Origin of the sequence: Pseudomonas sp. PDM01, assembly GCF_014852325.1 — a bacterium.
Taxonomy (GTDB): domain Bacteria; phylum Pseudomonadota; class Gammaproteobacteria; order Pseudomonadales; family Pseudomonadaceae; genus Aquipseudomonas; species Aquipseudomonas migulae.
Window position 1 is genome coordinate 585,943 of the sequence record NZ_JACVBK010000003.1, and the last position, 17,531, is coordinate 603,473.

Annotated in this window: 13 protein-coding genes; 2 read left to right on the forward strand and 11 right to left on the reverse strand. The window is 62.2% G+C overall.

Annotated features, from left to right (window positions below):
- Positions 1-68: 68 nt before the first annotated feature.
- From IB246_RS10545 to IB246_RS10580, 8 genes are all read right to left on the reverse strand, one after another.
- A complete protein-coding gene (locus tag IB246_RS10545) occupies positions 69-704 on the reverse strand; it encodes a hypothetical protein (protein ID WP_008034678.1) in 636 nt (211 codons plus the stop codon).
- Between the two features lie 82 nt (positions 705-786).
- A complete protein-coding gene (locus IB246_RS10550; RefSeq protein WP_008039673.1) occupies positions 787-2,235 on the reverse strand; it encodes an efflux transporter outer membrane subunit in 1,449 nt (482 codons plus the stop codon).
- A complete protein-coding gene (locus tag IB246_RS10555) occupies positions 2,232-3,119 on the reverse strand; it encodes an HlyD family secretion protein (RefSeq protein WP_008039670.1) in 888 nt (295 codons plus the stop codon). The genes IB246_RS10550 and IB246_RS10555 overlap by 4 nt, the downstream gene beginning before the upstream one ends.
- Positions 3,116-3,325, reverse strand: a complete 210-nt coding sequence (locus tag IB246_RS10560; protein WP_008034684.1) for a DUF1656 domain-containing protein — start codon at positions 3,323-3,325, stop codon at positions 3,116-3,118. The genes IB246_RS10555 and IB246_RS10560 overlap by 4 nt, the downstream gene beginning before the upstream one ends.
- Positions 3,322-5,394 carry an FUSC family protein gene (locus IB246_RS10565; protein ID WP_008039669.1) on the reverse strand — a complete coding sequence of 691 codons (2,073 nt, stop codon included), beginning with the start codon at positions 5,392-5,394 and terminating at the stop codon, positions 3,322-3,324. Before IB246_RS10565 ends, IB246_RS10560 begins: the two co-directional genes overlap by 4 nt.
- Positions 5,391-5,819, reverse strand: a complete 429-nt coding sequence (locus tag IB246_RS10570) for a MarR family winged helix-turn-helix transcriptional regulator (RefSeq protein ID WP_008034693.1) — start codon at positions 5,817-5,819, stop codon at positions 5,391-5,393. The genes IB246_RS10565 and IB246_RS10570 overlap by 4 nt, the downstream gene beginning before the upstream one ends.
- A 126-nt stretch (positions 5,820-5,945) precedes the next feature.
- Positions 5,946-6,191 carry a DUF2789 domain-containing protein gene (locus tag IB246_RS10575; protein ID WP_008039667.1) on the reverse strand — a complete coding sequence of 82 codons (246 nt, stop codon included), beginning with the start codon at positions 6,189-6,191 and terminating at the stop codon, positions 5,946-5,948.
- Between the two features lie 139 nt (positions 6,192-6,330).
- On the reverse strand, positions 6,331-6,792 hold the full coding sequence (locus IB246_RS10580) for an aminoacyl-tRNA deacylase (protein ID WP_008039666.1): 462 nt from the start codon (positions 6,790-6,792) through the stop codon (positions 6,331-6,333).
- Between the two features lie 274 nt (positions 6,793-7,066).
- On the opposite strand from IB246_RS10580, the gene IB246_RS10585 reads away from it, so the two are divergent.
- Both IB246_RS10585 and IB246_RS10590 read left to right on the forward strand, forming a co-directional pair.
- Entirely contained in the window at positions 7,067-7,597 is a 531-nt protein-coding gene (locus IB246_RS10585; RefSeq protein ID WP_032829178.1) for an NfeD family protein, read from the forward strand.
- Positions 7,598-7,599: 2 nt separating this feature from the next.
- Positions 7,600-8,355, forward strand: a complete 756-nt coding sequence (locus IB246_RS10590; RefSeq protein WP_008034707.1) for a slipin family protein — start codon at positions 7,600-7,602, stop codon at positions 8,353-8,355.
- A 4-nt stretch (positions 8,356-8,359) separates the two neighbouring features.
- Here IB246_RS10590 and cysC read toward each other — a convergent pair whose 3' ends face one another.
- Genes cysC through IB246_RS10605 form a run of 3 tightly spaced genes read right to left on the reverse strand, consistent with a single transcriptional unit; the run spans position 8,360 to position 17,485 of the window.
- A complete protein-coding gene (gene cysC, locus IB246_RS10595) occupies positions 8,360-8,965 on the reverse strand; it encodes an adenylyl-sulfate kinase (protein WP_008039663.1) in 606 nt (201 codons plus the stop codon).
- Positions 8,949-10,463, reverse strand: a complete 1,515-nt coding sequence (locus IB246_RS10600; protein ID WP_008034717.1) for a TolC family protein — start codon at positions 10,461-10,463, stop codon at positions 8,949-8,951. Before IB246_RS10600 ends, cysC begins: the two co-directional genes overlap by 17 nt.
- 38 nt (positions 10,464-10,501) lie before the next feature.
- Complete coding sequence (locus IB246_RS10605) at positions 10,502-17,485, reverse strand: Ig-like domain-containing protein (RefSeq protein ID WP_008039655.1); 6,984 nt, start codon at positions 17,483-17,485, stop codon at positions 10,502-10,504.
- Positions 17,486-17,531 lie beyond the last annotated feature (46 nt).

Here is a 17,531-nt window from a genome sequence, read left to right on the forward strand (position 1 = left end):
GTGTGAACGACGCAAAACCTGTAGGAGCGAGGCTTGCCCGCGAAGGCGTCAGAACTGACGAAACTGATTCAGGAATACTGCACTTCCATCTCATCCAGCTGATGATCAAAGCTTTTCAGCCGCGCCGTCCACGTATAAACCAGCACTTCAAAATCCCGATTGATCACCGCCCCGCCCGTCACGTCCGCGCGCGGGTCGCAGAAATCCAGCTGATAGCGTTCGCGTGCCATGGCGGCGGCGACATCGGAGAGTTCACGGGCGTTATTCAGCCAGTGCCAGTCATCCTCGGACACTTGTTTGTCGAGGGCCAGGCATTGCTTCTTCAAGGTTTCGAGGCTTTTTTCCAGCGGTGTGCCGGTGAGTTCGCCCATGACTTCCTGGAACGTGCGCCCCGGTTGCCAGTAACTGCCCCAGAAGTAACGATCGAACACCGTTTCGACCCGGCGCAAAGCGACCTTGGTGTCCCAGATCAGCACCAGGGTCTTGCCTTGTTCGAGTTGTCTTTTTTTGATGCGCTGACCCTGGAACGAAGCCCAGGCCACCACCACGATCGCCATCACCGCGATCAGCGCCGCAGCACTATCGAGAAACACCAGCGCCTTGTCGATCTGGTGGGCCAGCATGATGCCGTAGAAATAGGTGGCCGACAGCAATACCAACGCCGCAATAGCGCACCAGAAGCCGGGAGCATAAGGGTTTTTCATTGTTGGAATCCCCATGACCAACGCGAGCCTTGATTGATGAGTTCGACGCGCGACCTCATCAAGTCAAAGCATAGCAACGGCCTCAGGGTTTGCCGGTATTCGAGCCTTGCGTTCGTCCGCTTTCCCAGCCGCCGCCCAGCGCCAGGAACAGATCGATCTGGCTCAACGCAACCTGAGTGTTGGCGGCGGCCAGTTGTGCCGTGACGTCGGTGTAGGTGCGGGTCGCCTGCAGGTCGGCCAGGAACGACTCGCGGCCGGCCTGGAAGAAACGGTGCGTCTGGTCGGCAGCCAGCTTCGCCGATTGTTCGGCGTCCGCCAGGGCTTCTCGACGCTGCAACAACGCCGAGTACTGCGCCAGGCTGGTCTGGGTTTCACGTATGGCGTTGAGCACCACGCCATCGAAATGCGCCAGTGTTGCCTGGGTCACGGCTTCAGCTTCGCGGATTCGCGCCCGGGCCCCGTTGGTCGGCACGCTCCAGCTCAGCGACGGGCCGAAGCCCCAACGATTGGTCGAAGGCTCGCCGAGGTTTTCCAGAATGCCGACGGTGCCGATGGTCGCGCCGATGCGGATGTCCGGGTACAGCTCACCGGTGGCGACGCCGATACCGGCCGTCGCAGCGGCCAGCCGACGTTCAGCCTGGCGGATATCGGGGCGACGCTTGAGCAGTGAGGCGCCATCGCCCACCGGCACCAATTGCGCGATTTTCGGCAGCTGCGCGCAACTGGAGGTGCCGGCCGGCAATTGATCGACCGGTTTGGCCAGCAGCATCGACAGACGGAACAGCCCGGCCTGGTGCGCAGCCTCGTAGCGCGGCATCTCGGCGCGCAGGGACTTGAATTGGGTTTGCGAACGGGTGACCTGGGTTTCATCACCTCGACCGGCGTCGCGCAGACGCTGGATCAGTGTGGTGCTCTGCGATTGCAGGTCGAGGGAGTGCTGGGCAATTTCCCGCTCTTCATTAGCCGCACACACTTGGGTGTAGGCGCGCACCACATCGGCCACCAAGGTGATACGTGCGGTATCGGCGGCGGCCTGGGTCGCATCGGCATTGGCCTTGGCCGCTTCGATGCCGCGCTTGAGCGTGCCGAACAGATCGAACTGGTATGAAGCGCTGATGCCGATATCACCGATGTTGGCCACCGGCACTTTCTCGGGCAACAGGAACGCTTCGCCGGACTCCTGCAAACGCTCGGCGCCCATTTTTATGCCACCGCTCCAGCCACCGGCGGCCTCGGCTTCATCGACCTGCGCGCGAGCTCGCAGCAGGCTGGCTGCCGCCACACGCAGATCGGTGTTGGACGCCAACGCTTGCTGGACCAGTTGATTGAGCCGAGGGTCCTGATACAGCCGCCACCAATCGGCGGGCACCGGCGCCGAGACCACCGGTTTGCCGTCCACGGCCAGTTCGCCCTGAAAATCTTCGCGGTGAACAGCGGCCTCTTCCGGCAGTTGATAATCCGGCCCGACCGTCTGGCACGCCGACAGCAACAAACTCAATCCGGCAATCGCCAAACCCGAGGCCCTGCTCATTTGGCCGGCTCCTGCTGCTGGCCGTCGATGATCGAAACCGTCGCGGTGCGCCCGGCAATCATGCGGAAATCCGCCGGTACGTCATCGAAGGCGATCCGCACCGGAATCCGTTGCGCCAGCCGCACCCAGCTGAACGCCGGGTTGACGTTGGGCAGCAGGTTGCTGCCGCTGCTGCGGTCACGGTCTTCGATGCCGGCGACGATGCTTTCCACATGGCCGCGCAGGCGAGCGCGGTCGCCGATCACGCGAATGTCGACGCTCTGGCCAACGTGGATGCCGTCCAGTTTGGTTTCTTCGAAATAGCCGTCGATGTGAAAGGAATTGCTGTCCACCACCGACAACACCGGGCGCCCGGCGGTGACGAATTCCTGCGCACGCGGCGCACGGTCGTTGACGTAGCCATCCACCGGGCTGCGGATGGTCGAGCGGTCGAGGTTGAGCTGGGCGCTGTCCACTGCCACTTGCGCTTCCATCAGCGCCACTTCGGCGCGGGCGACTCGTGATTGGCTTTCTTCCAGTTGCTCGCCCGGCACCAGATTGCCGAGGCCACGGTTACGCTTGGCTTCGCGTTGCGCTTGCGCCAGGGTTTCCTGACGGTCGGCGACCGCTGCTTTGGCTTGGCGCAGGGCGAGTTTGAAACGGTCCTGATCGATGCTGAACAGCACCTGGCCGCGTTTGACCAACTGGTTGTCGCGCACGTCCACTTGCTGAATCAGCCCGGACACGTCCGGGGCGATCTGCACGATGTCGGCGCGAATGTGCCCGTCGCGGGTCCACGGCGCGAACATGTAATACATCACCATGCGCCAGACCACGACAACGGCGAAGGTCACGATCAGCAGGGTCAGGACCACGCGACCAAGGGTCAGAAAAGGTTTTTTCATGTCATCAGGTATCGACTGAGTGAGTCCACGGCGCCGAGCAGCAAGGCGTAGAGAGCCACGTTGAACAATGCCCGGTGCCAGACCAGACGGTAAAAGTGCAGGCGCGTCAGCAACCCGTGCACCAGCAGGTAAATCACATAGGTAATGCCCATCAGCACCAGCAGCGTGGGCAGGAACACCCCGCTGATATCCAGATCACCGATCATAAAGGCGCTCCATCGATGCCATGGGGAAGCGGTTCTTCGAGGTCACCGGTGCCGAGGAATTCCACACCGGGCAGCAAGGCCAGACGCAAGCCGCTTAGGGCGTGCAGCAGGTGCAGACGGGCGCCGTCATCGCATTCGCGGTTCAGGGCACGGCGCGCGCGGTCCATGGTCATCAACAACGCACTGGGCGCCGACAAACGTTCGCCAGCCTTGAGGCAGGCTTTGAAATACTCGCCGACCTCGGCCACCACTTGGTGCAGCAATGTCTGCGGTACGCCGAACACTCGCGGCGTGTAGGCCAGCAAGTCGAGCAAGTTCAAGGCCACGCGCACTTCGCGCAACGCGATGCCGGTGTCCTGGCCAGTCATGGCCAGGCGCGGCAAATGCTGCATCAAACGGTCGAGCACCTGCACACCCAAGCGGCGATGCTCGGCCAGGGAGGCCGGCTCGGTGAGGCTGACAATGTCGCGCCAACTGAAACGGGTCAGGCGCTTGGCCGCCAGTTCTGCTCCGAACGGCCGGGCGATCAGGGTCCAGACAAACGCAAACAGCAAACCGACCGGGCCGGCCAGGTTGGAATTGGCGAAGCTGAGGAAGTCCGCGTCGTAAGCGCCCTGGATGCTGATGAAGGACGAGGTGTTGACCAGCGTCAGCAGCATGCCCAGGTAAAACTGCGGCTTGACCGTCAGGGTGCCGATGCAAATGAACGGCACGGCGAACGCCAGCACCAGCATCGGAAAATCATGCAGGTTAGGCAGCACCAGGAACAGATAAAGACTGGCGAACAGCACCGACATCGCCGTCCAGAAGAAGAACCGGTAAATCTGCGGCGCCGGGTCGTCCATCGACGCGAAGAAGCTGCACGCCACCGCCGCCAGAATCACCGCGCTGCCGCCGTCGGTCCAGCCGAGCAGAATCCACAACACCGAGGCGACAATGATCGCGGTGACCGTGGACGCCGCCGAATAAAACATCAGCCCACGGTCGAGAAACGGTGACAGGCGACCGAGGCGCCAATGCCGGTACACCGCGCGCCAACTGTCCTGGCTTTCGCACTGTATGGCGTATTGCAGGCTGCGGCAGTCTTGCCACAAATCGACCCATTCGCCGAGACGGTACAGCGCGTTGGAGAACAGCAATTGCTTGCGATCATCCAGCGCTTCGGCAGTGGGTTGCAGCGCTTCGAGTTGATCTTTCAGCGCTTGCCAGCGAGCGAGGTCGGCATCTTTGTGGTTGAGCCATTCGGTGGTGGCGGCCAGTAATGGCGCGAACTTATCCACAAGCTCCGGCGTGCGCCGCTCAAGGGCGTAAAGCGCGTCATCGAGCGCGTCGATCACCGGCAGCAGATGAATCATTCGGCCGCGCAGTTCCTTGGTATTGCGCACGGTTTGCGGGCGCGCGCCTTCGTGCGGCAATTGGCCGATCATCAATTCCAGCGTGTTGAAGGTCGCGACCATCGACGAGCGCAGCGCGCTGACTTCGTCCGGCTGCACGTTGCGGCTGAGGAATCGCAGGCTGTAGGTCGAGGCATCGGCAAACCATTTGTTCACCGAATCGTTGAACACCGGCGCCAGCCGCCGCGGCCAGAACATCGCGCCGACCACCGCCGCGACGGCGATGCCGAGGAAGATCTCTTCAGTCCGCGCTTCAGCGACATCCCACACCGCCAACGGGTTATCCACCACCGGCAAGGCGATCAGCGGCAGGGTGTAACCGGCAAGCATCAACGCGTAGCTGTTGGCGGTACGCAGGTGCAACGACAGGAACAGCAGAATCCCGGTCCACAGCGCGATAACGACCACCAGCACATAGGGGCTCTGAACAAACATCGGCACGAAAAAAACTGCCGCCGCCGCACCCAGAAACGTACCGACCGCGCGGTACAACGCCTTGGAACTGGTGGGGCCGACAAACGGACTGGAAACGATGTAGACCGTGGCCATCGCCCAATACGGACGCGGCATCTGCATGAGCATGGCGATGTACAGCGCGATCATCGACGCCGCGAAAGTGCGCACGCCGTAGAACCAGTCCCGCGCCGGGGGAACGCCGGTAAAAAATCCGCTCAAGGGTTCACCACCGACGGAGCGTTGGCCGCCTCAAACGCTTTCAATACCCGCAACGCGGCCTCCAGATCACTCGGGGCGATGCCTTCCAGCACTTCATTACGCAAGCGCACCAACTCGATTTCGACGGCCTGCACCAATTCCCGACCGGTGTCGGTCAGGCTCAGGCATTTGGCGCGGCGGTCATGGGCATCTTCGGTGCGACGAACGTAGCCGGCATGACACAACTGATCGAGCAGCCGCACCAGCGAAGGGCTCTCCATCCCGGCCGCCTGCGCCACCGTCACCTGCCGCACGCCCTCACCCAACCGCCCGATCATCAACAACGGAACGGCACAGGCTTCGGAAATTCCATAGTTGACCAGCGTGGTCTGGCAGATCTTCCGCCAATGCCGGGCGGCCACCACCATGGAGCTGCTGATGTTCATCTGGAGAGCGTCGAGTTTTTTTGGCACGAGCGGAAAGACACACTGTTAGTTTGCTAACTATCAATATGTCATTTGAGGGGAAAGTTGGTCAAGTTTTGAAACAATTTTTAGGAAGATGATCGGTTTTTAACCGCCTCGCCCTTTCCTCAGCAACACATCCAGTTGATCCACCACCTCCGCCCAATCCGCGTCATCCAGAATGTCGTCGCGCAAAAACTGCGCCTGGCTCGGGCTCCAGAAAAAGGCGTCGGCCAAATGCAGTTCAGGCTTGAGCGGTGAATGGGTGGCGATGAATTTATCGATGCTTTCGGCGTCATCGGGCAGGCCGAGTTGTTTGAACAGGGAAGGGAGGCTGTGGGTTGGGGATTCCATGTCTAGCTCCTTTTTTATGGCAAATGATGGGTGACTGCTGCGCAGTCAATCGCGGGTAAGCCTCGCTCCTACAAAGGACTGCGTAATCCTGTAGGAGCGAGGCTTGCCCGCGAAGGCGGTGTCACTGTCGCCGCAAAACTCAACTACTCAACTCCCGCACCTCGGCATGCGGCACCATTTTCAGGAACTCCGGCACGCTCATGTGCAGCAGGTTGTTGTGGTTGCCGGCCTCCAGATAGATGTCGTTCTGCCGGGTCAGCAAGGGGTCGATGACCATGTCCAGGCCATAGGACTCACCCAACGCCGGCACCGCGCCGCGTTCGCAGTCTTCGAACAGATGCGCCAGGGTGCTTTCCCGGGTGATCTGCCACTCGCCGCTGCTGCGCACTTTGCTCAGGTCCAGGTGACGACTCGCCGGCAGCACGGCCATCAGGAAATGACCGTGGTGGTCGTCGAGGATCACCGACTTGGCCACCCGTTCGGCAGGAATGCCCGCGACCCGCGCCGTTTCAAGGCTGCTGGCCGAGTGTGGGTGGGTAACGATGTCAAATTCGCAGTGCGCCTTTTCCAGGCTGCGCTGCATGGTTCTTGCCATACGCATGATGCACCTCGGTGTCCGCAACAACGTTCACGGACAATGAATAAACCTGTTCTCACCATTGAAAAGTCTAGGCCCGCGGGCGTCTTCGCGTGGGAAATCTGCCCGCCGGAACACCGTCGACATCTGTACAAAATTCGTACAACCCTCAGCTCGACTAGACTGTATTTAGCGATGGGCACCAGCGGGAACGCGGACTGAACGGATGGGTGAGGCGCTCTCAGGTTCATCGTCGGAACGCCGCCCGGAACAGACTCGCTCCTATAAGGAGGGTCAAGTGAACATTCGTTGCTGTGCAGTCGCATTACTGTTGGCCCTGAGCGGGTCGGCGTTCGCGGCGGACACAATCGTGCTGATTCCCAACCCCATCGGAATCTGGCTGATCACATTCGGCATCGCGTTCCTGATCGCCGAAGCCGCCTTGCCCAACTACGGCGTGATCGGGTTGGGCGGGATTGTGATGTTCGTCATCGGCGCGGTGATCCTGAGCAACACCGAAGTGCCTGTGCCATTGATGATCGGCCTGGGGCTGATCAGCGCGTTGTTGTTGATCTTCCTGGTGATCCACGCCCTGAAAACCCGACCGCGCCAAATCGTCAGTGGCGATGCCGGACTGGTGGGCAGCGTGGCCCCGGTGATGTCGTTGCAGCCCGGCAATGCCTGCAACGGCTGGGTGCATCTGCAAGGCGAAAAGTGGCAAGTACTCAGCGCCACGCCACTGCAACCCGGGCAACAGGTCCGGGTGGTGGCACGCAAGGGATTAGTGCTGAAAGTGGCCGCGGCTGACGCGGCGCCGGATGGAGAATAACCATGGGCCTGCAACTGGGTTTTGCCGCGCTGCTGCTGTTGGTGATTGCACTGGCGGGATCGACTTTTCGCATCCTGCGCGAATACGAGCGCGGGGTGGTGTTCCAGCTCGGTCGTTTCTGGCAAGTCAAAGGCCCCGGCCTGATCCTGTTGATTCCGGTGGTCCAGCAAATGGTCCGCGTCGACTTGCGTACCGTGGTGCTCGACGTGCCACCTCAAGACGTGATCACCCGCGACAACGTTTCGGTCAAGGTCAATGCAGTGCTGTACTTCCGCGTGCTCGACCCGCAGAAGGCGATCATCCAGGTCGAAGATTTCCTGATGGCCACCAGTCAACTGGCCCAGACCACCTTGCGCGCGGTGCTCGGTAAACACGAACTCGATGAACTGCTGGCCGAGCGCGAACGGCTGAACATCGATATCCAGCAAGTGCTCGATGCGCAGACCGACGCCTGGGGCATCAAGGTCGCCAACGTCGAAATCAAGCACGTAGACCTCAACGAATCGATGGTCCGCGCCATCGCCAAGCAGGCCGAAGCCGAGCGGGAACGTCGGGCCAAGGTCATCCACGCCGAAGGCGAATTGCAAGCCTCGGAAAAACTCATGCAGGCCGCCGAAATGCTTGGCCGTCAGCCGGGCGCCATGCAATTGCGGTACATGCAGACCCTGAGTTCGATTGCCGGGGACAAGAGTTCGACCATCGTTTTTCCACTGCCCATCGAGCTGCTCAAGGGCATGGCGGATTTGTCGAAACCTTGAACAATCAGCCTTTGGGCAACACGGCGCACTCGCCGAGCCAGGTCAGTAAACGGTCGAGACAGGCCTCGACCGACTGCGCCCCGGTGTCGAGTACCAGCGCAGCGGACGGGGGCGGTTCATAAGGCGCGGAAACCCCGGTAAACCCGGCCAAATCACCGCGACGTGCGCGGGCGTAATGACCTTTGGGGTCACGCCGCTCGCACACCGCCAGTGATGCGCTGCACCAGACTTCGCGGTAATCCTCGCCCAGACGCGTGGCAAATAACTCACGTAACTCCAGCAACGGCGCGATCATCGCCAGAATCACGATGTGCCCGTTCTCCACCAGCAATGCCGCCACTTCGCTGGCACGGCGAATATTTTCCTGGCGATCGCTGTCAGCAAAACCCAGATCACGATTGAGCCCGACCCGCAGCCCATCGCCGTCGAGCACGACGCTCTGCACGCCGCGTTCGAACAATTCGGCGTGCAGCGCCTGGGCCAGGGTCGACTTCCCCGCTGCCGGCAAACCGGTCAGCAAAATCACCGTGCCGCGATGGCCGTTGCGGGCTTCACGTTGTGCCCGGCTGATGCTCGCCGTCGGCGCCTGCAGGTTATTGAGTCTGGACATGCGTCACCGGCACCGTGATGTCGCCCGCCGCCCACGCTGATTCGCGATTGGCCAACGCGGTGGCGATGGACTGGACTTCGGTGGACTGCACCTGGTCCGGCAGCGGATCGAGCCCCGCGCTGGCAAAAATCTGCCCGTACGCGTTGCGCAGATCGGCGTACGACAGGTCGCGGCGCAGATCGGCCTGCAAGGTATTCAACTCGCCCTGAATCAAGTCCAGTTCGCCCAGCCCCGCCGCCTGATAGCGATTGCGCAGTTGGCCGACAATCTGCCCGTCAATGTCCGACAGTTGCTGATTGGTCTTGAATTGCCGCAGCGCCTCGCGGTAGTTGGCGTTGGCCACATAGAGCTGCGCCAGCACCGCAATCGACATGGCCTGACGGCGCGCCGTAGCCACTTCTTCACCGGCCTTGGCGACGTTGATCGCCGCCGGTGCCGAGATCACGTTGAACAGGTTCCAGGTCACCTTCACGCCGTAGTCGGCCCAACCCTGCTCCACCAGGAAGGAGTTGCTGTCGTAATGCCCGCCAGCGGAGAACTCCAGCCCCGGCAGCAGACGCAGCATGGCTTTGCGGGTTTCGGCGGCGCTGATGCGGCTCTGGTAATCCTGCTCACGCAGTTCCGGGCGGCTGGTCAGGGCTTCCTGCTCCAGGCTGGCGAGGTCAACCTTGAGTTCCGGGATGACGTAGTCGTCCTGGGTCGCCAGGGTCAGTTCGGTGCCCAGCGGCAGATTGATCAGGGTCGCCAGTTCGGTTTTCGCCAGCGACAGGGCGCGGCGCTGTTCTTCGAGTTGGCGCGTGGCTTCGATCAGCGAGCGTTGATATCCCAATGCCTGGATCGGATCGCCGATGCGCTGCTGGCTCATGCTCTGGCTGTTTCCGCGCGCGGTCTCGACCCGGGACATGAGGCTGTCGATCTGCTTGAGCAAGCGCTCGGCGGCCATGGCTCGCCAATAGGCCGAGCGCACGTCCTGAACGATGGTGTTGATCACTTTGCGCCGGCGTTCCTGAACGATCAGCCGCTGGTCGCCCTGTTGCTTGGCGCTGATGTAACTGACGCCGAAATCGAGCACGTTCCAGACCATGGTCAGGTCTGCCACTTCACGATCGCGGTCCTGTGAAGTCGACGGTTCCAACGACTGGGTGCCGGTCCGCACGCTCTGGCTGCTGGAGGCGCTGACGTTGTTGCGGCCGACATAACCGGCGTCCAGCGCCATGCGCGGCAGCATGTCGAAACTGGCGAGGTCGAGTTGGCGCTTGGCCAATGCCTCTTCCATGATCTTGAGCCGGCCTTCGAGGTTGTACTTCACCGCGCGGGCCATGGCCTGATGCAGGGTCAGCGGACCGCTGAGCGGTTCCTGACCCTTGTACATGCTTTGCAGATCGCTTCGGGCGCGCTGTTCGCTGACGCTGCGTTCGATCGGTTCACTTTTGACGGCACATCCACTGATCGCCAACGCGAGCAGACTGGCGACAAACAACTGCTGACTTCTCTTCATCCTTGACTGCCCCTGGGTGACGCACTGCTTTAAGTATTTCAGGCCTGCATTTCGCTGATGCCGGCCTGTTTCAAAGCAGCGGCCAGGTCGTTGACCTGCCGTTGCTCGGTGTCTTTGAGCTGTTGCAATTGCTGGACGAGGCTCGGCGCGCCAAACACGCCGCGCAGCCCCTGTGAAACATCACCGGCCTTGATCGAATGGTTGCCAAAGGAACTCAGCGAGTCTCGCTCGTTACCGGACTCCTGATTAAACAGACTCGACAACGTGCTGGTGCTGAAAACCCCGCCATCGCCACCACCGAAACCAAGGAAGCCGTGGCCTGCACCTTCACCGCCGCTGTCGCTGCTGCTGAACACCTGCGCGATGAAACTCTGCGCCAGCGCGCCGTTGTTCATGAAGATGTCGCCCAACGGCCGGATGCCATTGCCGATCACCCGGCTCTCGAACAACGGAGCAAACGTCAGCGGCGAGCCCAGATCACCGGTAGGTGGAGTGAAGATGATCGGTTGCAGTGGCACGTTCGGTTGATCGGTCACGGTCACCGGGTCGCTGCTGAGGAACTCCGGATCCGGGGTCACCTGCACCGTAGCCGGCACCGGCGTCGGTGCCACGACGCCTATCGCGTAGTTGTTGGAGACCGACACGGTGGCCCCCGCGTTACCCGCCAGGTCGGTGACATTGCTCGTGTCGAGGGCGATGAAGTTGCTCGGGTCACTGACATTGGCAGTTGGCGTGAAGGTCGCGGTCCAGGTCTTGCCGCCGTCGCTGCTGCTCAGGTTGGACAAGTCGCCGTTGGTCACGCTCAGGTCCGACAAGTCGAAATCACTCACGGCCTCGCTGAAGGTAAACGTCACCACCGTGCTCTGGCCGGCAGCCATGCTCGGGTTGGCGACCACGATGCTCACCGTTGGCCGGGTTACGTCCAGGGCGTAGTTGTTGGAAATAGCGATGCTCGCGCCGGCATTCCCCGCGAGGTCCTGCAAGGTGCCGGTGTCGAGCACGATCAGGTTGGTCGCATCGTTGATGCCGGCGGTCGGCGTCAGGGTCGCGGTCCAGGTGATACCGCCGTCGCTGCTGGTCAGGTTCGACAGCACAGCGTTGGCCACGCTGATGTCCGACAGATCGAATCCACTCACCGCTTCACTGAAGGTGATGGTCACCGTGGTGGTTTCGCCAATGCCCAGGCGGTTGTCGGCAACCACGATGGTGGCGGTCGGCAGCGCGGTGTCGATGGCGAAATTGTTGGAGTCGGTGGTGCCCACGCCGCTGTTGCCCGAGGCGTTGGCCACGCCGGTGTTGTCGAGGGTGATCAGGTTGCTGGTGTCGGTGATGCTCGACGTCGGGGTGAACGTTGCCGTCCAGGTGACACCGCCATCGCCCGAAGACACGTTGCTGAGCGTGCCATTTGCAATCGTCAGGTCGGCGTTGGAGAAACCGCTCACCGCCTCGCTGAAGGTGATGGTCACCGTAGCGGTTTCACCCGCCTTCAGCGCCGTGTCGGAGACCACAATGGTGGCTGTCGGCAGCACAGTGTCGATCGTGAAGTTCGCCGAGTTGGTGGTTCCGCTGCCCGTGTTACCGGCGATGTCGGTGACCCCGGTGTTGTTCAGGGTGATGAGGTTGCTGGTGTCCTTGATGCCAACCGTCGGTGTGAACGTGGCGGTCCAGGTGATGCCGCCATCGCTGCTGCTCACCGCGCTCAACGTACCGTTGGGGATGCTCAGGTCACTGTTGTCGAAACCGTTCACGGCTTCGCTGAAGGTGATGGTAACCAGCGTGGTTTCGCCTGCGCTGAGGGTGCTGTCGGCGACCACAATGGTCGCGGTGGGCCGGGCTGTGTCGATGGTGTAGTTGTTGGAATCGGTGGTGCCTGAGCCCGAGTTACCGGCCAGATCCGCGATCCCCGTGTTGTTCAGCGTAATGAGGTTGGTCGCATCGTTGATGCTCGCGCTCGGCGTGAAAGTGGCCGTCCAGGTGATGCCGCCGTCGCTGCTGCTGACCGCGCTCAAGGTGCCGTTGGCAATCGTCAGGTCGGCGTTGGTGAAGCCAGTGACCGCCTCGCTGAAGGTGATCGTCACCAGCGAGGTTTGACCCACCGCCAGCGAGGGGTCAGTCACAATGATCGTCGCCGTCGGGCGCACGGTGTCGATGGCGTAGTTGTTGGAGTCGGTGCTGCCGATGCCGGTGTTGCCCGAGCCGTTTTGTACACCGCTGTTGTCCAGCGTGATCAGGTTGGTGCTGTCGGTGATGGCGCTGGTCGGGGTGAAGGTCGCCGTCCAGGTGATGCCGCCATCGCTGCTGCTCACCGCCGTCAAGGTGCCGTTGGCGATGGTCAGGTCGGCGTTGCTGAAACCGGTCACGGCCTCGGAGAACGTGATGGTCACCAGGGACGTTTCGCCGATTTTCAGCGCGTTGTCGGCAATGATAATGGTGGCCGTCGGAATCACGGTATCAATCGTGTAGTTACCGGAGTTGGTGGTGCCGCTGCCTGTGTTGCCGGAGAGGTCGGCCACACCGGTATTGTTCAGGGTGATGACGTTGGTCGCATCGTTCACACCCACTGTTGGCGTGAAGGTCGCGGTCCAGGTGATGCCGCCGTCGCTGCTGCTCACCGCGCTCAAGGTGCCGTTGGCGATGCTCAGGTCGGCGTTGGTGAAACCGCTGACCGCCTCGCTGAAGGTGATGGTCACCAGCGAGGTTTCGCCGGCGGTCAGGGTTGGGTCGGCCACGACGATGGTCGCGGTAGGCCGGACTGTGTCGATGGCGTAATTATTGGAATCGGTGGTGCCGCTGCCGGCGTTGCCCGACAGGTCGCTGATGCCGGTGTTGTCCAGGGTGATCAGGTTGGTCGTGTCGTTGATGCTGGCGCTCGGCGTGAAGGTCGCGGTCCAGGTGATGCCGCCATCGCTGCTGCTGACCGCGCTCAAGGTGCCGTTGGCAATCGTCAGGTCCGCGTTGGTGAAACCAGTGACCGCCTCGCTGAAGGTGATCGTCACCAGTGAGGTTTCACCGATCCTCAGCGCAGTATCCGCCACGACGACGGTTGCTGTCGGACGCACGGTGTCGATGGCGTAGTTGTTCGAATTGCTGGTGCCGATGCCCACGTTGCCGCTGCTGCCCCCCTGCACGCCGCTATTGTCCAGGATGATCAGGTTGGTCGCATCGGTGATGCTGACGGTTGGCGTGAAGGTGGCGGTCCAGGTAATGCCGCCGTCGCTGCTGCTCACCGCGCTCAAGGTACCGTTGGCAATCGTCAGGTCGGCGTTGCTGAAACCGGTCACGGCCTCGGAGAACGTGATGGTCACCAGCGAGGTTTCGCCGATTCTCAGTGCGGTGTCGGCGACGACAATGGTGGCTGTCGGTGCCACGGTATCAATCGTGTAGTTACCGGAGTTGGTAGTCCCGCTGCCTGTGTTGCCGGAGAGGTCGGCCACACCGGTATTGTTCAGGGTGATGACGTTGGTCGCATCGTTCACACCTACCGTTGGCGTGAAGGTCGCGGTCCAGGTGATGCCGCCGTCGCTGCTGCTCACCGCGCTCAAGGTGCCGTTGGCGATGCTCAGGTCCGCATTGGTGAAACCGCTGACCGCCTCGCTGAATGTGATGGTCACCAGCGAGGTTTCGCCGGCGGTCAGTGAAGTATCGGCCAGCACAATCGTGGCGGTCGGACGCACGGTGTCGATGGCGTAATTATTGGAATCGGTCGTGCCGCTGCCGGCGTTGCCCGACAGGTCGCTGATGCCGGTGTTGTCCAGGGTGATCAGGTTGGTCGTGTCGTTGATGCTGGCGCTCGGCGTGAAGGTCGCGGTCCAGGTGATGCCGCCATCGCTGCTGCTGACGGCGCTCAAGGTGCCGTTGGCAATCGTCAGGTCCGCGTTGGTCAAACCACTGACAGCTTCACTGAAGGTGATGGTCACCAGCGAGGTTTCACCTATCCTCAGCGAAGTGTCCGCCACGACGATGGTTGCCGTTGGCCGCACGGTGTCGATGGCGTAGTTGTTGGAGTCGGTGGTGCCGCTGCCCGCGTTGCCCGACAGGTCGCTGACACCCGTGTTGTCCAGGGTGATCAGGTTGGTGCTGTCGGTGATAGCGCTGGTCGGGGTGAAGGTCGCCGTCCAGGTGATGCCGCCGTCGCTGCTGCTCACTGCCGTCAGCGTACCGTTGGCGATGGTCAGGTCGGCGTTGCTGAAACCGCTCACCGCCTCGGCGAAGGTGATGGTCACCAGCGAGGTTTCGCCGATTTTCAGTGCATTGTCGGCCACCACGATGGTCGCGGTAGGACGCACGGTATCAATGGCGTAATTGTTGGAATCGGTGGTGCCGCTGCCGGCGTTGCCCGACAGGTCGCTGATGCCGGTGTTGTTCAGGACGATCAGGTTGGTCGTGTCATTGATGCTGGTGTTCGGGGTGAAGGTTGCAGTCCAGGTGATGCCGCCGTCGCTGCTGCTCACCGCCGTCAATGTGCCGTTGGCGATGGTCAGGTCGGCGTTGGTGAAACCGCTGACTGCTTCGCTGAAGGTGAACGTCACCAACGAGGTTTCGCCGATGCTCAGCGCTGTGTCGGCCACGACGATGGTCGCGGTCGGACGCACGGTATCAATGGCGTAGTTGTTCGAGTCGGTGGTGCCGCTGCCGGCGTTGCCCGCCAGGTCGCTGACACCTGTGTTGTCCAGGGTGATCAGGTTGGTCGAGTCAGTAATGCTGGCCGTCGGAGTGAACGTGGCCGTCCAGGTGATGCCGCCATCGCTGCTGCTCACCGCCGTCAAGGTGCCGTTGGCAATCGTCAGGTCGGCGTTGGTTAAACCGGTCACCGCCTCGTTGAAGGTGATGGTCACCAGCGAGGTTTCGCCGGCTTTGAGCGCCGTGTCGGTAAATACGACGGTGGCGGTCGGGCGAGCGGTATCGACGACGTAGTTATTGGAATTGGTGGTGCCGACGCCAGCAGTACCCAGGCCGTTGATCACCCCGGTATTGTCGAGGGTGATGACGTTGGTCGTGTCGGAAATACTGGCGGTTGGCGTGAACGTTGCCGTCCAGGTGATACCGCCGTCGCTGCTGCTCACTGCGCTCAAGGTGCCGTTGGCGATGGTCAGGTCCGCGTTGGTGAAACCGGTCACCGCTTCGGAGAAGGTGATGGTCACCAGGCTCGTTTCGCCGATGCTCAACGTGGTATCTGCGACCACAATGGTTGCGGTCGGCGGCGGTGCGTAGGCGGTGTTGAGTATCCCGCCGTCGTTGTAGATTGCCGCCACGGCGGTCGGCGAGGTGCCAATTGTCCCCCCGCCCTGCGCAGTACCACCGGCACCGCTGCCCGCGGCATTACCGGCCAGGGCCGCGAAGTTGGCGGCGGTGATCAGCAATGTGCCCTTGTTCCAGATCGCACCGACGCCCCGGCCGCCGATGCCGCCGTTGGAGGCGTTGCTGCCTTGGCCACCACCACCGCCGCCGCCACCACCGGCACCGATGTTGTTGGTAATGTTCGACGTGCCGATGATGGTGATAACGCCGGAGCTCGCGTTGTAGATCCCGCCCGCCGCGTTGCCGCCGGCGCCACCGACCTTGTCCCAACCGGCGCCGCCGCCACCGCCGCCAATGGAAATCGTGCCATTGGTGGCCGTCGCACCGTTACCGCCGTTGCTGTAGTAGGAAACGCCCACGCCGCCAGCCCCGCCAGTACTGCTGCCGCCGCGACCGCCCATGTGGGTCGCGTCGTAACCGCCGCCGTAACCACCAACGCCACCGCTGCCCGCCTGGCCGCCCAACGTGCCGGTGCCGGGCCCGGCCGAACCGCCGTGCCCGCCACCCTGGCCGCCCAGACCACCACCGCCGCCACCGCCACCACCGTAAAACGCCCCCGTGACACCGCCGCCGCCACCGCCGCCAGAAGCGGCGTTTGAGGTCACGGTCACGTTGTTCAGCGTCAGGACCCCTGCGTTGAAAATCCCCCCGGCCATCGCGCCCGTGGCGCCGTAGCCACCGTTGCCGCCCGTGCCCGACACCAGCCCACGGGTGATCACCAGACCATCGAGCGTCACGGTTTTGCCCGCCGCAATTTCAATCACCCGGGTCCTGTACTGACCGTCGAGAGTCACATCCGCCACACCGTCGTTGTTCAAGTCGCCATCAACGATGATGTTCTTGTTGATCAGCAGTTCGGAGGTCAACTGCACCGTCATGCCGGTGCTGAAAGTGACGGTATCGCCGTTCTGCGCCGAAGCGATGGCGGCACGCAACGAGCCCACGCCGGTGTTGGCGTTGTTGGTGGCCGTCCAGCTCGCCAGGCCCCACTGATAGTCGCTCATGGCCATTTTCGACAGCACGTTGGCGCTTTCGATATTGCCGGTGGCGATCTCCAGATCCCAGTCGCCACCCACGCCGGTACGGTTGCTGGACGCCGCTACATCACGGCCGGTCAATTGCGCCAGGGAATCGACGAAGTTCAAACCCCGTTCACCCTCGGCGGTGTAGCAGCCGTAGATCAGGATGTCGCCGCCGACGTTCATGTCCTTGCCGATTTCCGCCAGCACCGCGCTGCGGGCCGCGACGTTGTCGGCAGACAGGTAACTGTTCCCCAGCCACAGATCGCCCGCATTACCGTGGGCGATGATCTGCACCGAGCTGATGCCCTGATGGGTGTCCAGGTAATCGGCAATCTGCTGCAAGCCGTCCTTGGTGGCATCGAGTTGAACCACCTGAGTACCGGGCGCCACACCTTTGAGCAGGCTGTCGGCATCCTTGACCCGGGAATCGACGAACACCACGCTCTGTCCCGGCACAGCAACGGGCGCCACGGCGGGCGTGGCATCGGCCTGGCCGTGGGTGTCCTGGCTGGCGACCGGTTTTTCCGCAACGGGCGGCTTGGCCGCGTCGGCCGTGGTGTGGCTGTCAGCCTGGGCGCTATCGGCCACCGTGGCCGCGACCGCGCCGTCGAACAGCATTCGCGGTTCCAGGGACATGATCATTGGAGAGGCCAGCGCTCGTGCGCCTTTGGTAATCCGTGACTTGCCGTTGCTCCACCACATGTTACTCACCCGGACTCGAACGTTTTTTCTGCGTAAACGAAAACGC

Coding starts and splice junctions, on each gene's coding strand:
- IB246_RS10545 (WP_008034678.1), bottom strand. CDS start 704: ATGAAAAACCCTTATGCTCCCGGCTTCTGGTGCGCTATTGCGGCGTTG.
- IB246_RS10550 (WP_008039673.1), bottom strand. CDS start 2,235: ATGAGCAGGGCCTCGGGTTTGGCGATTGCCGGATTGAGTTTGTTGCTG.
- IB246_RS10555 (WP_008039670.1), bottom strand. CDS start 3,119: ATGAAAAAACCTTTTCTGACCCTTGGTCGCGTGGTCCTGACCCTGCTG.
- IB246_RS10560 (WP_008034684.1), bottom strand. CDS start 3,325: ATGATCGGTGATCTGGATATCAGCGGGGTGTTCCTGCCCACGCTGCTG.
- IB246_RS10570 (WP_008034693.1), bottom strand. CDS start 5,819: ATGAACATCAGCAGCTCCATGGTGGTGGCCGCCCGGCATTGGCGGAAG.
- IB246_RS10575 (WP_008039667.1), bottom strand. CDS start 6,191: ATGGAATCCCCAACCCACAGCCTCCCTTCCCTGTTCAAACAACTCGGC.
- IB246_RS10580 (WP_008039666.1), bottom strand. CDS start 6,792: ATGCGTATGGCAAGAACCATGCAGCGCAGCCTGGAAAAGGCGCACTGC.
- IB246_RS10590 (WP_008034707.1), top strand. CDS start 7,600: ATGGGCCTGCAACTGGGTTTTGCCGCGCTGCTGCTGTTGGTGATTGCA.
- cysC (WP_008039663.1), bottom strand. CDS start 8,965: ATGTCCAGACTCAATAACCTGCAGGCGCCGACGGCGAGCATCAGCCGG.
- IB246_RS10600 (WP_008034717.1), bottom strand. CDS start 10,463: ATGAAGAGAAGTCAGCAGTTGTTTGTCGCCAGTCTGCTCGCGTTGGCG.
- IB246_RS10605 (WP_008039655.1), bottom strand. CDS start 17,485: ATGTGGTGGAGCAACGGCAAGTCACGGATTACCAAAGGCGCACGAGCG.